The 14,378-nt window shown below is 63.8% G+C and carries 14 protein-coding genes; 7 read left to right on the top strand and 7 right to left on the bottom strand.

Translation table 11 applies throughout. The features are described from left to right. Window positions 1–3: 3 nt before the first annotated feature. From ACODSZ_RS12305 to ACODSZ_RS12285, 5 genes are all read right to left on the bottom strand, one after another. Window positions 4–648, bottom strand: a complete 645-nt coding sequence (locus ACODSZ_RS12305; RefSeq protein ID WP_008334421.1) for a MotA/TolQ/ExbB proton channel family protein — start codon at window positions 646–648, stop codon at window positions 4–6. 66 nt (window positions 649–714) lie between these two features. After that, complete coding sequence (locus ACODSZ_RS12300) at window positions 715–3,150, bottom strand: TonB-dependent receptor (protein WP_488927681.1); 2,436 nt, start codon at window positions 3,148–3,150, stop codon at window positions 715–717. A gap of 76 nt (window positions 3,151–3,226) precedes the next feature. Continuing rightward, the gene (locus tag ACODSZ_RS12295; protein WP_175342954.1) at window positions 3,227–3,937 is read right to left on the bottom strand and encodes an energy transducer TonB; all 711 of its coding nucleotides are present in this window, start codon (window positions 3,935–3,937) and stop codon (window positions 3,227–3,229) included. Beyond that, window positions 3,937–4,344 (bottom strand): ExbD/TolR family protein, encoded by a 408-nt coding sequence (locus ACODSZ_RS12290; RefSeq protein WP_175342953.1) that lies wholly within the window; start codon window positions 4,342–4,344, stop codon window positions 3,937–3,939. Before ACODSZ_RS12290 ends, ACODSZ_RS12295 begins: the two co-directional genes overlap by 1 nt. 195 nt (window positions 4,345–4,539) lie before the next feature. Beyond that, the gene (locus ACODSZ_RS12285; RefSeq protein WP_249776935.1) at window positions 4,540–5,136 is read right to left on the bottom strand and encodes a hypothetical protein; all 597 of its coding nucleotides are present in this window, start codon (window positions 5,134–5,136) and stop codon (window positions 4,540–4,542) included. A gap of 256 nt (window positions 5,137–5,392) precedes the next feature. Here ACODSZ_RS12285 and ACODSZ_RS12280 point away from each other — a divergent pair, with 256 nt between their 5' ends. Together ACODSZ_RS12280 and ACODSZ_RS12275 are read left to right on the top strand one after the other, a co-directional pair. Further along, window positions 5,393–5,749 (top strand): MarR family transcriptional regulator, encoded by a 357-nt coding sequence (locus tag ACODSZ_RS12280; protein ID WP_008334438.1) that lies wholly within the window; start codon window positions 5,393–5,395, stop codon window positions 5,747–5,749. 116 nt (window positions 5,750–5,865) lie between these two features. Then, entirely contained in the window at window positions 5,866–6,636 is a 771-nt protein-coding gene (locus ACODSZ_RS12275; RefSeq protein WP_488927680.1) for a CDP-diacylglycerol diphosphatase, read from the top strand. Window positions 6,637–6,645: 9 nt separating this feature from the next. On the opposite strand, the gene ACODSZ_RS12270 is transcribed toward ACODSZ_RS12275, so the two are convergent. After that, window positions 6,646–7,536 (bottom strand): LysR family transcriptional regulator, encoded by an 891-nt coding sequence (locus ACODSZ_RS12270; protein WP_175342951.1) that lies wholly within the window; start codon window positions 7,534–7,536, stop codon window positions 6,646–6,648. A gap of 156 nt (window positions 7,537–7,692) precedes the next feature. On the opposite strand from ACODSZ_RS12270, the gene ACODSZ_RS12265 reads away from it, so the two are divergent. The 5 genes from ACODSZ_RS12265 (at window position 7,693) to ACODSZ_RS12245 (ending at window position 13,465) form a co-directional block, all read left to right on the top strand. Next, entirely contained in the window at window positions 7,693–8,439 is a 747-nt protein-coding gene (locus ACODSZ_RS12265; protein WP_488927679.1) for an SDR family oxidoreductase, read from the top strand. A gap of 225 nt (window positions 8,440–8,664) precedes the next feature. Beyond that, window positions 8,665–9,921, top strand: a complete 1,257-nt coding sequence (locus ACODSZ_RS12260; RefSeq protein WP_488927678.1) for an Hsp70 family protein — start codon at window positions 8,665–8,667, stop codon at window positions 9,919–9,921. A gap of 142 nt (window positions 9,922–10,063) precedes the next feature. Further along, entirely contained in the window at window positions 10,064–10,912 is an 849-nt protein-coding gene (locus ACODSZ_RS12255) for a MurR/RpiR family transcriptional regulator (protein WP_175342949.1), read from the top strand. 416 nt (window positions 10,913–11,328) lie between these two features. After that, window positions 11,329–12,777 carry an MFS transporter gene (locus ACODSZ_RS12250; protein WP_488927677.1) on the top strand — a complete coding sequence of 483 codons (1,449 nt, stop codon included), beginning with the start codon at window positions 11,329–11,331 and terminating at the stop codon, window positions 12,775–12,777. Window positions 12,778–12,799: 22 nt separating this feature from the next. Next, the gene (locus ACODSZ_RS12245) at window positions 12,800–13,465 is read left to right on the top strand and encodes an aspartate/glutamate racemase family protein (RefSeq protein ID WP_008334460.1); all 666 of its coding nucleotides are present in this window, start codon (window positions 12,800–12,802) and stop codon (window positions 13,463–13,465) included. Window positions 13,466–13,484: 19 nt separating this feature from the next. Here ACODSZ_RS12245 and ACODSZ_RS12240 read toward each other — a convergent pair whose 3' ends face one another. Beyond that, the gene (locus tag ACODSZ_RS12240; RefSeq protein WP_488927676.1) at window positions 13,485–14,327 is read right to left on the bottom strand and encodes an aldo/keto reductase; all 843 of its coding nucleotides are present in this window, start codon (window positions 14,325–14,327) and stop codon (window positions 13,485–13,487) included. Window positions 14,328–14,378: the final 51 nt, after the last annotated feature.

Genomic DNA, 14,378 nt, shown 5'->3' with positions numbered 1-14,378 from the left:
CGCTCAGGCGATATGCAGCTTGCCCTGCGGTTGCGGGCTGTGCTGGGGTTGCGGGTCCAGACGGCCGACGCAGGCGCGCAGCATCAGCACCTTGAGATGATCGTTGATGCGCTCGATGCGTTCCTGGAACAGATTGAAGAAGAACATGCCGACCACGGCGATGCCGATGCCCAGGGCCGTCGCATAGAGCGCAGTACCGATGCCCTGCGACACCTGGCCAGGATCGGAGACGCCCGACACGGCCAGCGCCTTGAAGGTATCGATGATGCCCAGGATGGTGCCCAGGAGGCCCAGCAGGGGCGCAGCAGTCACGATGGTATCTAGGATCCACAGGCGCTGCTGCACTTCGCCGCGCTTGGCGATATAGACCGACTCGCTGAAATCTTCCAGGTCTTTCTCGGTGTGCAGATGGTGCTTTTCGGCCAGGATGTCCGAGACCAGCGCCAGCGGCAGGCTGGGACGGGTGGTCAGTTCGGGCGGCAGCTCTTGCAGGTGCTGCACCGCATGGGTCATGGCGCGTTCCAGTCCGGTGGCCTGGCGCATGGTGTAAGCGAAGAACAGACCGCGTTCGACGATGACGAAGATGGCCAGTGCCGCGCAGGCATACATCAGATAGAAAGCCAGTTCGTGGAGTAGTTGCATGTTCATGCTTGCCTCTCTTGCGTTGATGGGCGGCCCGTGCTGCTGGTGCGGGCCGCCCGGTTCAGACCGCGATCAGAAATCCGCAGTCAGGGTGATGGTGAAGGTGCGCGGGGCACCGATGTAGAGCGAAGGGGCGGTGCCGGCAATGCCGTTGACCGCCACGGCATTGGTGGTGAACTGGCTGCCGCTGCCGCCATTGAGGTTGAGGTACTGCTTGTCGAAGAGGTTGTAGAGGTTCAGCCGCACGGTCGGCTTCTTCAACCAGGTGGTGGATGCGAAGCTCATGCCGGCACCGGCGTTGAACAGGGTGTAGCCCCCCAGGGTGTCGTCGTTGACCAGCGTGGTGTAGCGGCGGCCGGTGTACTTGGCCTGACCGAACACATACCAGCCATCCTGCTGGTATTGCAGCGACAGGCCCGAGAGCCAGTTCGGCGTATCCGGGAATTGCTTGCCCGAGGTCGGCAGGTACTGGGTCGCGCTGTTGCGCAGGTCCTGCTTCATCTTGCTTTTGATGTAGGACAGCGAGCCGTACATCGACAGGTTGCGCGTGAAGGCATAGCCGCTTTCCAGTTCCAGGCCGTGCGAGCTGGCGTCGCCCACGTTGTAGTCGGTCTTGTTGGCGGTGTCCGGGTTGTAGGCGCTGGCGATGCGGTTGTGATAATCGATGTAGAACAGCGAGCCCGAGGCCATCCACTTCTCGGTGTTGTAGCGATAGCCGAGGTCGTAGTTCCAGGAGGTTTCCTTGTCCACCGGCACCTCGCGCTGGGTGGCGCCGACCAGTTGACCGTTGACGATGGTGCCGCCCGAGAGCAGGCCGAAGTAGGAGAAGTTGCCCGGTGCCTTGAAGTTCTTGGCGGCGTTGAAGAACACCGACTGCTTCTCATCGAGCTGGAAGCGTACGCCCAGGCTGGGCAGGAAGTCGGCGTAGTTCTTCTTGACCTTGTAGAAGGCGGCGCTGGAATAGCTGTTGGTCCCGCTGGTGGAGCCGGTGCTGGGGTAGTTGGTGAAGTCCCGGTCGATGGAGGAATAGCGGCCACCGACTTGCACGTTGAGCTTGTCGTTCATCATGCTGATGCTGTCCTGCAGGAAGATCGACTGGGCCGTGCTGACGGTCATGGTGTCGCGGTACTGAAGCAGGGAGCCATCGGCATTGCGCAGCCACAGGTCGGAGCTGTCCTGCCACAGATCGGCGATGTTGCCGTTGTTGTCCACGCGGCTGAAGGGGCCGGTCTGCTGGTGGCGCGCGCGTTCGACCCAATAGCCGGCCAGGATGTGATGGTTGTCCAGCTGCTGGTTGAACTTGAAGGTCACGCCCGGACGGTAAGTACGGGTGCGGCTGCCTTCGTAGGCATAGACGGTATCGAGACGGTCGCCATCGCCGTTGACGTCGGCGACGCCACCACCGAGCTGGCTGGCACCGGCCACGCCGCCTTCACGCACGGTCTGCAACTGGTTGCCACCGGTGCCGAAGCCGTACCAGAAGTAGGGATCGATATCGAGGCTGGCGGTCGGGCTCAGCTGGAAGTGCGCATTGACGGTGCCCAGCCAGTTCTCGAAGGGATTGAGGTTGTAGGCGTAGTAGCCATTGCCGGCGATGTTGGCGGCCACGTTGGGCGCATAGGTCGTATCGTTCTGCGCGGTACCGGCCACGGCCGGCTGGTGCTGCGGCACGGTGCTGCCGTAATCGGCATTGCTGCCGAACTGGGCGATCTGGGCCTTGGTCAGCGAGCGGTAGTTGTTGTTGAGCTGGCGGTTGTAGAGCAGGTTGGCATTGATGAAGCTGCCCTGGCCCAGATTGAAGCTGGTGCCAATGTCGACGTGATCCTTGATGGCACCGCCCGGTCCCTTGAACTTGTCGGCCGTGGTCTTGGAGTACGAGATGAAGAACTTGAACTTGTCATCGAACAGCTTGCCCGAATCGAAGCGCACATAGCGCTTCCAGAGGCTGTTGGAGCCGAAGGCATTGGTTACGCGGATGCGCTGCTGGTCTTCCGGCGCGCAGAAGGTCATGCCGATGTTGCCGCCGGTGGCGCCCACGTGGGGGGCTTCGGTATCGGTCGACCCCTGGGTCACGAAGACGTTGCACAGGTTGTCAGGCTCCGTGTACTCCTGCGGATAGACTGCGAAGTTGCCGGAGTCGTTGACCGGCGCGCCGTTGATGGTGAAGCCCAACTGGTCGCTGTTGAAGCCGCGCACGCGGATGTTGCCGCCGAACAGGCCCGTGCCGTCGTTGTCATAGGTGTTCACACCCGGCAGCAGGTTGATCATCTGGTAGGGCGTACCGGTGGGCGATTGCTTCTCGATGTAATCACGGTTGACCGAGCTGCGCGCCTTGGGCGAATCCTCGGCCTGGATCAGGCCGGTCGCAGCAGCGGTGCCGGCACTGGCGCTGCCGCCTCCCTGTACGGTCACGGTCCCTACATCGGTCGTGGTCTGGGCGAAGGCCGGTGCGCCCGCCATGAAGATCCCGGATATCAGCAAGGACAGCCGGGTAAGTTTGCATTGCATGTCGTGTTCCCCTGGGTTTGTTGGACTACATGTTGAAATCGTTGCGCCCGGCTACCGCCCCTTTCTGCAGGGCAGCTCAGACGGGAATGAATTCCAGATCGGCAGTGAATCGGTGCGTGCTCTCGCCCTGGTAGCTGTCTTGCGGGAAGGGGGCAAAGGTGGCGCGGTGGATGGTCTTGCGGGCCGCGTCATCGAGCAGCATGGAGTTCGAGGAACTCTCGATGCCGCTGTCGACCACGCTGCCATCGCGCTTCAGGACGAACCACACGCGCACCTTGCCTTGCGGCCGCAGGGTGCTGGCCTCGCGGCCGGTCGGATAACGCTTGATGCTGTTGAGATGCGCACGCAGCAGGCCGACGTAGGTCTGTTCGATCCTGGCGGTATCGACCGGCGGCGGCGCCGGTGGTGTCACCGCAGCGGCCTGCACCGGGGGGGTAGCCGGGGCGCTGGCGGCCGGCAGGATGGGCGCTTCCGACGACGGTGGCGCCGGATCCACCGGCGCCGGTGCTTGCCTGACCGGGGCCGGCTTGGACACGGGCTTGGGCGCTTCCTGTTTCCTGGGTGGTTCCACGGGTTTGGGCGGCGGCTCCACTTGCGGCTTGGGTTGCGGCGGTGTGGGCGGTGGTGGCAATTCGGTCAGCGAGATCTGCACCGGCTGCGGATCTTCCTTGCGCTTGAGTTCACTGGCCTTCTGCACCCCGGCCAGGATGAGCACGGCCAGCACCAGCAGCGACGGCAGCGTGGCCAATGGCTCACGGAAGCGGAAGAGGACGGGAACGTTCATCATCATGGCCTGCGGGTGGCAATCGAGATGGAATCGAAACCGCCCTTCTTGAGCGTATCCATCACGTCGACCAGGCGCTGCACTTCCACGCCCCGGTCGCTGTTGATGATGAGGTTGAGTTTTTCGCCTTCGCCGCGCAGCTTGTCCAGGCGGGCGGTGAGCGCGTCCAGGTTGGTGTTCTCGCCATCGACCTGGATCACATCATCCTTGGCGATGGTGATGACGGCCTTGGTCTGCGGTTTCAGGTCCTGGGCGGTAGACGAGCTGGGCAGCCGGGTCTTCAGTCCCAGTGCCGGAATCACGTTCAGGCTGATCAGCACGAAGAAGACCAGCAGGAACATCATCACGTCGATCATCGGAATGATCTCGACACGGGCCTTCCGTTTTTTGGGTTCGTCCCAACTGCGCATGCCACACTCCTCGAAGCTTCGTTATACGATTTGTAGCGCTATAGTTTTTATAGCGATGCGCAGCGTAGCGAGGAAATGTGTCGTGCGTATTACACCATGCAGGTTTGCGTTAAGCGGTGTGAAGCAATGCTGACGGTCCACCGCCTGCATGAAGATGTCGCCGACGCCTGCCGGCGACAGCGGTGGAAGTCGTGATCAGCGGCGTGGCAACGGCCTGCGCGGCAGCAGCGACAGCAGCAGCTTGCACAGGTAGACCACGATCAGTGAGCCGGAGAGGTCGCCCATGGACATGACCACCAGGCCGCTCCAGAAATCCGGATAGACCCCGCGCAGGACGAACCAGATCAGCTGGAACAGCGGATTGGAGAGTGCATACAGCAGGATGCAGGCCATCAGCCGGGTGGTATTGAGGTTGACCAGATTGCGGCCCAGGTCCAGGCCGGAGAGGGTGAGCCGGTAGGCCAGGTAGGGGGCAGCGGCGGAGATCAGGCAGTAGCCTGCCGCCGTGACCAGGTCGTGCGGGAACAGCTGGTAGGTCGCCGCCGTGGCCAGCGAGCCCACCAGCAGGCCCACGCAGCCGGCCTCGGCAAAGAGCAGCGTGCAGATCAGGCGTACCCCGGCAGGCAGGTAGATCCAGGCAATGCCCTCGGTGAACTGGGTGCGCCGGAACAGCCATTCATTGATCGAATAGAACAGGAAATAGCACAGCGCCGTACCGGCAATGGCGGCCAGGTGGGTGCGCAGGGCAGGGCGGAGGTCGGAGGAGGCTTGCATGACGGGAGGGGGAGACATGCGCAACGGCGCGTATGTTACCCATTAAGCTGGCCGGCTGCACCTCCACAATTTTCGACAGTGTGGCGTGCCAGCCGCGCAAATGGTCGCGCAAACGGTCGCAGTGGACGAGTTGGCGCCGGTCAAGACCTTAAAGATTGCACTTTCAGGCAGGGCCGGCGTATGATTCGCTATCAATTCTGGAACGATGTGGCAGGCAAATGGGACCCCGCCAGTCGTACCGCACTTGCAATACAACAACCAACACCATCGTCACATGGGTAAAAACAAGCGGCCGGCGGACATCTACCTGCGATTTCTGCAACTGGCCGAAGCACTCCGGGGATTGCCGTCACTGGCCACGCTGGATCCGCTCGAAGACCGGATCCTGGCTTTCATCGCCCGTGCCGGGCAGGAGCAGCAACGGCTGTCGGTACGCGACCTGATGGCGCAAAGTGAATTGGGCTCGCCGGCGATGCTGCATACGCGCCTGAAATCGATGCGCGAGAAGGGCTGGATCGTGCTGGCCGATACCGAAGACCCGCGCCGCAAGCAGGTCGAACTGAGCCAGGCCGCCTGGCTGCATTTCGACAAGCTCTCCAAGTGCCTGGTGCAGGCCACCCGCGACAAGTGATCGTCCGGCACCGCTGTCATCCTCCGGAAACACCGGGCCGCTAAGCTCACGCTCTGGCTGCAGCGTCCACTGTCCACTGTCCTGAGGTCGCGCAGCGTCTTGCCCGGATGATGTCGATGCGACCGTTTTCCCGTTCTCCTTCCTGCTTCTCTTCCCTCTTTTCGCTCTGCCTGCTGCTGGCGGGTGGGACCATGCCGCTCACACCGGCCCTGGCCGCCGACCCGAACAAGCTGTGGGAAATCACCAGCCAGCAATGCGTGCCCGGCATGCAGGCCAGTGGCCAGCCGCAGCCTTGCGTGCTGGTTGACCTGGCGCGGGGCTTCGTGGTGCTCAAGGATCTGGTCGGTCCCGCGCAGTACCTGCTCATGCCGACCCGTCGCCTCACCGGCATCGAAAGCCCGGAACTGCTGGTACCGGATGCGCCCCGCTACTGGGCCTATGCGTGGGAGCAGCGCGCTCGTGTGGCGCAGGCGCTGGGACGCTCCTTGAGCGACGAGCAGCTGGGGGTGGAAGTCAATTCGGCCGCGGCACGTTCGCAGTTGCACCTGCATCTGCACATCGACTGCATGCGTCGTGACGTGGCCGCCAGCCTGGCCGACCATCGCGATGATCCCCTGCAGCACTGGCAGCCATGGTTCTTCGAGGGCCATCGCTATTGGGTGATGCGGCTGCCCGCCGATGCCCTGGTCCGGCACGATCCCTTCAGGCTGGCCGCTGAACGCAGCGCCTATGCGGCGGCCAACATGGCCGCGCAGTCCTTGCTGCTGACCGGTGCGCGTTTTGCCGATGGCAGCAATGGCTTCTTCCTGGTCAACATGGCGGTCAATTTCGACCAGCAGGAGCCGGGCAGCGCCGAAGTACTGATGGATCACGACTGCCGCTGGTAAGCCCCGGTGTCAGTGGGCGAATTCGCGCACCAGGGCATCGAACACCAGCCGCAGGCGCGGTGGCACCGGTCCGCGTTGTGGACGGTAGAGATACATGTCCCAGGGGTCGGGCTCGTGGTCGGCCATGACCGGCACCAGGCGACCGGCGGCGATGTCGTCCTCGCACAGAAAGCCGGCGATCTGGCCGATGGCCACGCCACTTCTCACCAGCAGATATTCCCCCTCCGAGTCGTCGCAGAGGAAGCGTGCATGATCGGCCATCCACTGGTTCTCCTGCTGGAACAGCCAGGGCCAGGGCCGACCCGTGCCGCGATCCAGCATGGCCGTGCAGGGCAGGTTGCGCAGGGCGTCGGCATCGGTCGGTATGCCGTGGCGCCGCAGGAAGCGCGGCGTGGCCACCACGTGGAAACGCACCTTGCCCAGGCGGCGTACCACGAAGCGATTGTCCGGCACCGTACCGATGCGGATGCCGATGTCGATCTTCTCCCCCACCACATCGGCGCGCTGGTCGGTCAGGCGCAGGTCGAAGCGCAAGCCCGGATGCGCCCGTGCCAGTCGTTCGACGAGCGGTAGCAGGCGGTTGCGTCCCAAGGCCGAGGGCGCAGCCAGGCGCACCAGTCCGCTCATCTCGTCCGTCGGGCTGCCGTTGTCCGTGTCGAACAGGCCATCCAATTCACGCAAGCTGAGGCGGGCGCGTTCGGCCAGGGCCTCGCCGAAGCTGGTGATGCGTACCTGGCGGGTATTGCGATGGAACAGCATCTCACCCTGCAGACGTTCCAGTTCCTGAATGGCTCGCGTGACGGCCTGCGGCGAAATGCCCAGCCGGATGGCCGCCTCCTTGAAGCTGCCGGTATCGGCAGCGGCGCAGAAGATGCGCAGCATCTCCAGTCGGTTGAGCATGATGATTCCTGAAAATGGAATTCTGTAATCTTAACATTTCCATTGTTTGGCATATTCGTGCCACCCATAATCCTTCCATCGACAAGCAGCAACGACAAGCAGCAACGACAAGCAGCAACGACAAGCCAACCCGTCAATACCGGAAAGGAATTCATCATGAGCAACAACATCAAGGACAAGGTCGTCGTCATCACCGGAGCCAGCAGCGGCCTGGGCGAAACCACCGCACGTCATCTCGCTTCGCTGGGCGCCAGGCTGGTACTGGGTGCACGCCGCACCGAGCGGCTCGAAAAACTGGTGGCCGACATCACCGCCGCCGGTGGCCAGGCCATCGCCGTCACCACCGACGTCTCCCGTCGTGACGACGTCGAGGCGCTGGTCGCCAAGGGAGAGCAGCACTTCGGTCGCATCGACGTGCTGATCAACAATGCCGGCATCATGCCGCTGGCGCCGATGGCCAGGCTCAAGGTCGAGGAGTGGGACCGCATGATCGACGTCAACGTCAAGGGCCTGCTCTATGGTGTGGCCGCTGCGCTGCCGCGCTTTGCCGCGCAGGGCACCGGCCATTTCATCAACGTATCGTCGGTGGCCGGCATCAAGGTCTTCGCCGGCATGGGCACGGTCTACAGCGCCACCAAGTTCGCGGTACGCGCCCTGACCGAAGGCCTGCGCGCTGAAGCACCGGACGGTGTGCGCACCACCATCATCTCCCCGGGGGCGGTGGATTCCGAATTGAAGACCCACAGCAGCGACAAGGAGACCTCGGAAGCCCTGCTGGCCTGGTATGAGGCCAACCAGATCCCGGCCGATTCGGTGGCACGTGCGATCGCCTATGCCATTGAACAACCGGCCAATGTGGATATCAGCGAAGTGGTGCTGCGTCCGGTGGCCCAGGAATTCTAAGAATTCTAAGTTTTCCACAAGCGATCTTCTTCGCGCCTTACGACGGCGCCGGTGGGCAGTGATGCCTTCCGGCGCCGTTTTTCGTGGGCTTGTTATCCTGCCATTGCCGTATCGGCAATGATTTCGCGGCGGCATGTTGTTTGCTTCAAACGCTGCAATGCGCGCGTGCAGACAAGCACGGTGCTTTTCTATATGATTGCCGGCCCAAAAAAGAAGGAGTGATCGATGGCGAACGCGTGCGGTGTGGATTTCGGCACCTCCAATTCCACGGTGGGCTGGCTGCGTCCGGATGCCGGGGATTCTCTGCTGCTGCCGCTGGAAGACGGCAAGCCCACGCTGCCTTCGGTCGTGTTCTTCAATGCCGACGAGAACAGTTTCAGCTATGGTCGTGCCGGGCTGGGCGAATACCTGGCCGGTTACGAAGGCCGTCTGATGCGCTCACTGAAGAGCCTGCTGGGCTCCGGCGCCATCGATGGCCAGACCGAAGTGGGCGGGCGCGCGCTGCCCTATCGGGGGCTGCTCTCGCAGTTCATCGGTGAGCTCAAGCAGCGCGCCGAGGGTACCGCCGGGACCGCCTTTTCCCAGGTGGTGCTGGGGCGCCCGGTGCACTTCGTCGATGAGGATGCTGCCGCCGACCAGCTGGCCCAGGATACGCTGGAGCAGATTGCGCGCGATGTCGGTTTCAAGGACATCGCCTTCCAGTTCGAACCCATCGCGGCCGCCTTTGATTACGAATCGCGCATCGACCGGGAAGAGCTGGTGCTCATCGTCGACATCGGCGGCGGTACCTCCGACTTTTCGCTGGTGCGCCTGTCGCCCCGGCGCGCCGCGCGCAGCGAGCGGCGCGACGATATCCTGGCCAATGGCGGCGTGCACATCGGGGGCACCGACTTCGACAAGTACTTCAGCCTGGCCTGCGTGATGCCGCTGCTGGGCCTGGGCGGGCGCCTGCTGGGCAATGCCGAGATCCCGTCGAGCTACTATTTCAACCTGGCCACCTGGCACACCATCAACCAGCTCTACACCCGCAAGGCCTGGCAGCAACTGCAGGACGTGGCGCGTGAAGTGGCCGACCGCGAGCGTTTTGCGCGCCTGCTGGACGTGGTCGAGCAGCGTTGCGGCCACTGGCTGGCGCTGCAGGTGGAAGCGGGCAAGATTGCCCTCTCCACCGCCGACCAGACCCTGCTGGAGCTGGATCGCCTGCGCCAGCCCGAGCAGTTGCCGATCTTGCGCAGCGACTTCAACGGAGCCGTCGATCACCTGGTGCAATCGGTCGAGCAGACCGTACTGGCACTGCTGCAGCAGGCCGGTTTGCGCGCCGACGACATCGACAGCGTCTTCTTCACCGGTGGTTCCAGCGGGGTGCGCCTGCTGCGCGAACGCATCGGTGCGCTCGCCCCGCAGGCGCGTCATGTGGAAGGCGATCTGTTCGGCAGCATCGGCAGCGGCCTGGCCATCGACGCCGCGCGCAAGTTCGGCTGAAGCCGCAGCGCGGTCCTGCTGCTATACAATGCGGCGACCCGGTCCGGATCGCGTGGGTTTGGGGCGATATGAAGCAAATCGTCACAGACGGCATCGCCTGGGCCTGCATTGAACCGCATCGCGGATTGATCCCCGTACCGACATGAAACCTTCTGCCGAATCCTTCGTGCGCCGCGTGCGCAGCAAACTCGACGAGCTCTCCAGTACCGAGCGCCAGCTGGCAGACTTCCTGCTGGAGTTTCCGGGCGAGCTGGCCAGCTATGCCGGCAACGAACTGGCGCAACTGGCCGGTGTCTCGCCCTCGACCGTGAGCCGCTTCATCCGCCGCGTCGGTTACGACAGCTACGAGGAGGCGCGGCGCCACGTGCGCGAGGAACAGGAAACCGGCTCCCCGCTGTTCCACGCCAGCAGCCCCGCTGCCGCGCGCCAGGTGCGTTCGGTGGCGGCGCACTTCCAGCAATCCCGGCACAATCTGGCAGCGACCTTCGAGCGTCTCTCGGATGCGACCCTGGCCGAGATCGCCCGTGCCATCGTCGCCGCGCCGCAAGTGCTCATCTTCGGCAGCCGCAGCAGCCAGGCCTTTGCGCTCTATCTGCGCTGGCAGATCATCCAGGTCTTGCCGCGCGTGACCTGCCTGCCGGGGCCGGGCGAGACGCTGGGGGAATACACCGCCGGTTTGTCCGAGCGCGATTGCGTGATCGTCTTCGGCACCCGTCGCCAGACCGGGCAGATGCAGCGCCTCCTGGAGGCGGCCACGCGCGCCGGTGCTGATCTGCTCTACATCAGCGACCAGGCGTCGGCCGACTATGCCCCGGCGACCTGGTCGTTGCAGGCGCATTGCCGTGGCCCCGGTTCTCTGGACAACCACGTTGGCGTGATGGCCCTGTGCGATCTGCTGGCCACCCTGGTGATCGAGGCCAGCGGTGCCGCCGGGCGCAAGCGGCTGGCGGCGGTGGAGCAGGAACACGAGGAACTGGGCGACTTCGATTGAATTGCCTGACTGAAATGGCGCATGTTCGCCATCGGCAAGATATTGAAATCCCGATTTCATCCCCGCCTTTATTCTGACTCCCAATTTTCATGCGTGCCGCCCCGTCGCGGTGCGCTGAGCCGGCTGACCGCCCTCTTGCGGCGCACGCCGGCGCCTCCCGGGCGACCACTTTCTTCTGAAATCCGGATTTCATCCAGTGCGGCAGTCTGGCACGAAGATTGCTGGTGCAACGCATGTCTGAAATAATAATTTCAATAAATCATATAAATTGAAATTGTTCTTTCATTCACGGGCATGCTGGACTACAGTACTTTCGCGGCCACCGAAGCAGGGCGGCGTGGTTCCACAGCCTCGCATCATCCGATGTGCACACCGAGCAGCACTCATTGGACCTTCCAACGCAAGAGGAGCAGACCATGGCTGGACCCACACTTTCGTCGCCCGACCTGCCGCACTCATCGCGCGTGGCCGAACTGGACGGCGCGCTGGACAAGATCGGGGTGACCCGTTCGCATCACACCATCATTTTCCTGATCCTGATCGGCTGTCTGTTCGACGCCTTCGAACAGAATGCCATCGGCCTGGTCGGCCCGCTGCTCAAGCAGCAGTGGGGGCTGAGCGCGACCGACATCGGCCTGCTCAATACGGTTACCTTTGCCAGCGCCGCCATCGGCCGCATCGTCTCCGGTCTGGTGGCTGACCGCTATGGCCGGCGCGTCATGCTGAGCCTGGATCTGCTGCTCTTCACGCTGGGCGCGGGCATCTGCGCGCTGGCGCCGGACCTGACGGTAATGGCCGTGGGGCGCGCCATTGTCGGCTTCGGTCTCGGGGGCGAGATCGCCATTGCGGTCACGATGCTGGCTGAATTCTGTTCCAGCAAGTTCCGTGGAACGGCCGTGGGACTGGTCAACGTGGGGGCGGGCGGCATGGGCAATTTCCTGGCGCCGGCCTTTGGTCTCTTGGTGTTCACGCTCTTTCCCGGTGAGAACAGCTGGCGCTGGCTGTTCTTCTGCCTGATGCTGCCGGCGCTGCTGGGCGCCTTTTATCGCCGCTACATCCCGGAGACGCCGCGTTTCCTGCTCTCGCGCAACCAGGTCGCGCAAGCCAATGCGGTGCTGGCACGACTGGCCAGCGGCAAGCTCTCCGGTCCGGCGCCACAGGGCCGTGACTGGATCAGCGACGATGGCCGCCACGAGCATGCGGCCTCGGTCAAGGTGCGCTCCATGGAAATCTTCCAGGGTCCGCTGGCTCGCCGCACCCTGCCGCTGTGTATCGCCATCTGGATGACCTATGGCGCGCAGATTTCGGTGCTGACCCTCATGCCGACCATCCTGGTGAGCCTGGGCTATACCATTTCCAAGAGTCTTCTGTTCACCATGGTCATGCAGAGCGGCAGCCTGCTGGGGGCGATTGCCGCCTCGGTGTTCGGTTTCCACCTGCCACGCAAGCGCGTGCTGACGGTGGGCGCCATCTGTGCTTGTCTGGCGGCGCTGGCCATCGGTTTCCTGGCCAAGAGCATCGTACTGATTCTGGCGGCCGGTGCGGTATTCCAGTTCTTCGTGCTGTTGCTCAACACCACCATCTGGATCTTCGCGCCCGAACTGTATCCGACCCGCGTACGCGCCTTCGGCACCGCCTTCATCCTTGCCACCGGCACGGCGGCCGGAGCGTTCATGCCGCTGGTGGCCGGACGCCTGTTCGATGCCTTCGGCCTGGCCGGCGTCTTCGGCATGATCGCCGTCATGTACGGCATCTTCACCGTGGCCATCCGTACCATGCCGGAGACCTATGGCAAGTCACCCGATGCACCGCTGGAAGAAACCGCTTCGCAAGCGGTGGTGCAGGCAGCGGTGGCGCGTAGTTGATGGTCTTTTTCATGAGTCTGGCATGCCGCATATCCTGTTGATCAATCCCAATTCTTCCCAGGCCACCACCGAGATGATGGTGGCCATTGCCCGCGCCTGGCTGCCATCGGGGTATTCGCTCACGGGCGTGAGTGCGCGCCGGGGGCCGGAGATGATCGTCAATGCCGTGGAGCTGGCAGCGGCGGGTGAGGAAGTCCAGCGCAACTGGTGCGAAGGCGGACGGCACAGCGCAGGTGCCATCATCAGCGCCTTCGGCGATCCTGGCATCGAGCGTCTGCGCGGGCTCGATGGGCGTCCGGTCGCCGGACTGTGTGAAGCGTCGATGCTGGAGGCGGCCGAGGGTGGCCGGCGTTTCGGTGTGGCCACCGTCACCCCGGAGCTGGCCGAGGTGATTGGGGAAAAGGCGCAGCAGGCCGGCGTTGCCGCGCTCTATACCGGTATCAGCCTGACTGCCGGAGATCCGCGTACGCTGGCGGCTGATCCGCAGGCATTGGAGCAAGCGCTGGCGCAGGCCGTGCGCGCTTGCGTGGAGCGCGATGGGGCCGAGGCGGTGGTGATCGGCGGTGGACCCTTGGGGCAGGCGGCGACGGCCCTGGCGCAGCGTTTTTCCGTGCCGGTGATTGCGCCGATTCCGGCAGCCGTACGCTATTTGCTCAAGGCCCTGCGGGCCCTGGACGCGGCGGCCTGACGGCCTCTGGTCCATTTCTTCACAACATCGCCAGCGGCTGCTTGCGTCGCGGCGGCGGGAAGGCCGCGTCCAGCTCGCTGATGTCATTTTCATTCAGTTGCAGTTCCAGGCAGGCCCGGTTGGCCTGCACGTGCGCCAGCTCGGTCGCCTTGGGGATGGCGATCACGCCCGTGCGCCGCAATACCCACGCCAGCGCCACCTGTGCCGGTGTCACGCCGTGGCGCTGCGCCACCGCCTTCAAGGCTGGCTGCTTGAGGATGCGTCCCTGCTCGATGGGCGAATAGGCCATGACGGCCACGCCACTGTCTGCGGCCTGCGGCAGCAGGTCGTATTCGATGCCCCGGCGCGAGAGGTTGTACAGCACCTGATTGCACAGGACCTGATCGCCGCCGGGTTGAGCGATCAGCTCGTCCATGTCGTCGGTATCGAAATTGCTCACGCCCCATCCGCGGATTTTGCCCTGCGCCATCAGCGTCTGCATGCCCGCGATGGTGGCCGCCAGCCGATGCGATCCGCGCCAGTGCAGCAGGTAGAGGTCCAGATGGTCGGTGCCCAGGCGCTTGAGGCTGGCCTCGCAGGCGGCAATGGTGCCGCGCTCGCTGGCGTTGTGCGGCAACACCTTGCTGACCAGGTAGACCTGCTCGCGCCGGCCCGCGATGGCGCGGGCGACGATGCGTTCGGACTGGCCATCGGCATACATCTCGGCGGTGTCGATCAGGGTCATGCCCAGGTCGATGCCGGCCTGCAGGGCGCGCACTTCGGCGCTGGCGGCAGCGGACGACTCACCCATGTTCCAGGTGCCTTGGCCCAAGATCGGGACTGGTGTTCCATTGCGCAGGGTGAGCGAGGCGATCGGCTTCATGCAGGACTCCTTCATCATGGACGGGAAAACATTAGAACCCATTTTGCGCAT

This window comes from Herbaspirillum sp. FG34, assembly GCF_057809315.1.
This window is presented reverse-complemented; position numbering and strand designations above follow the sequence as displayed.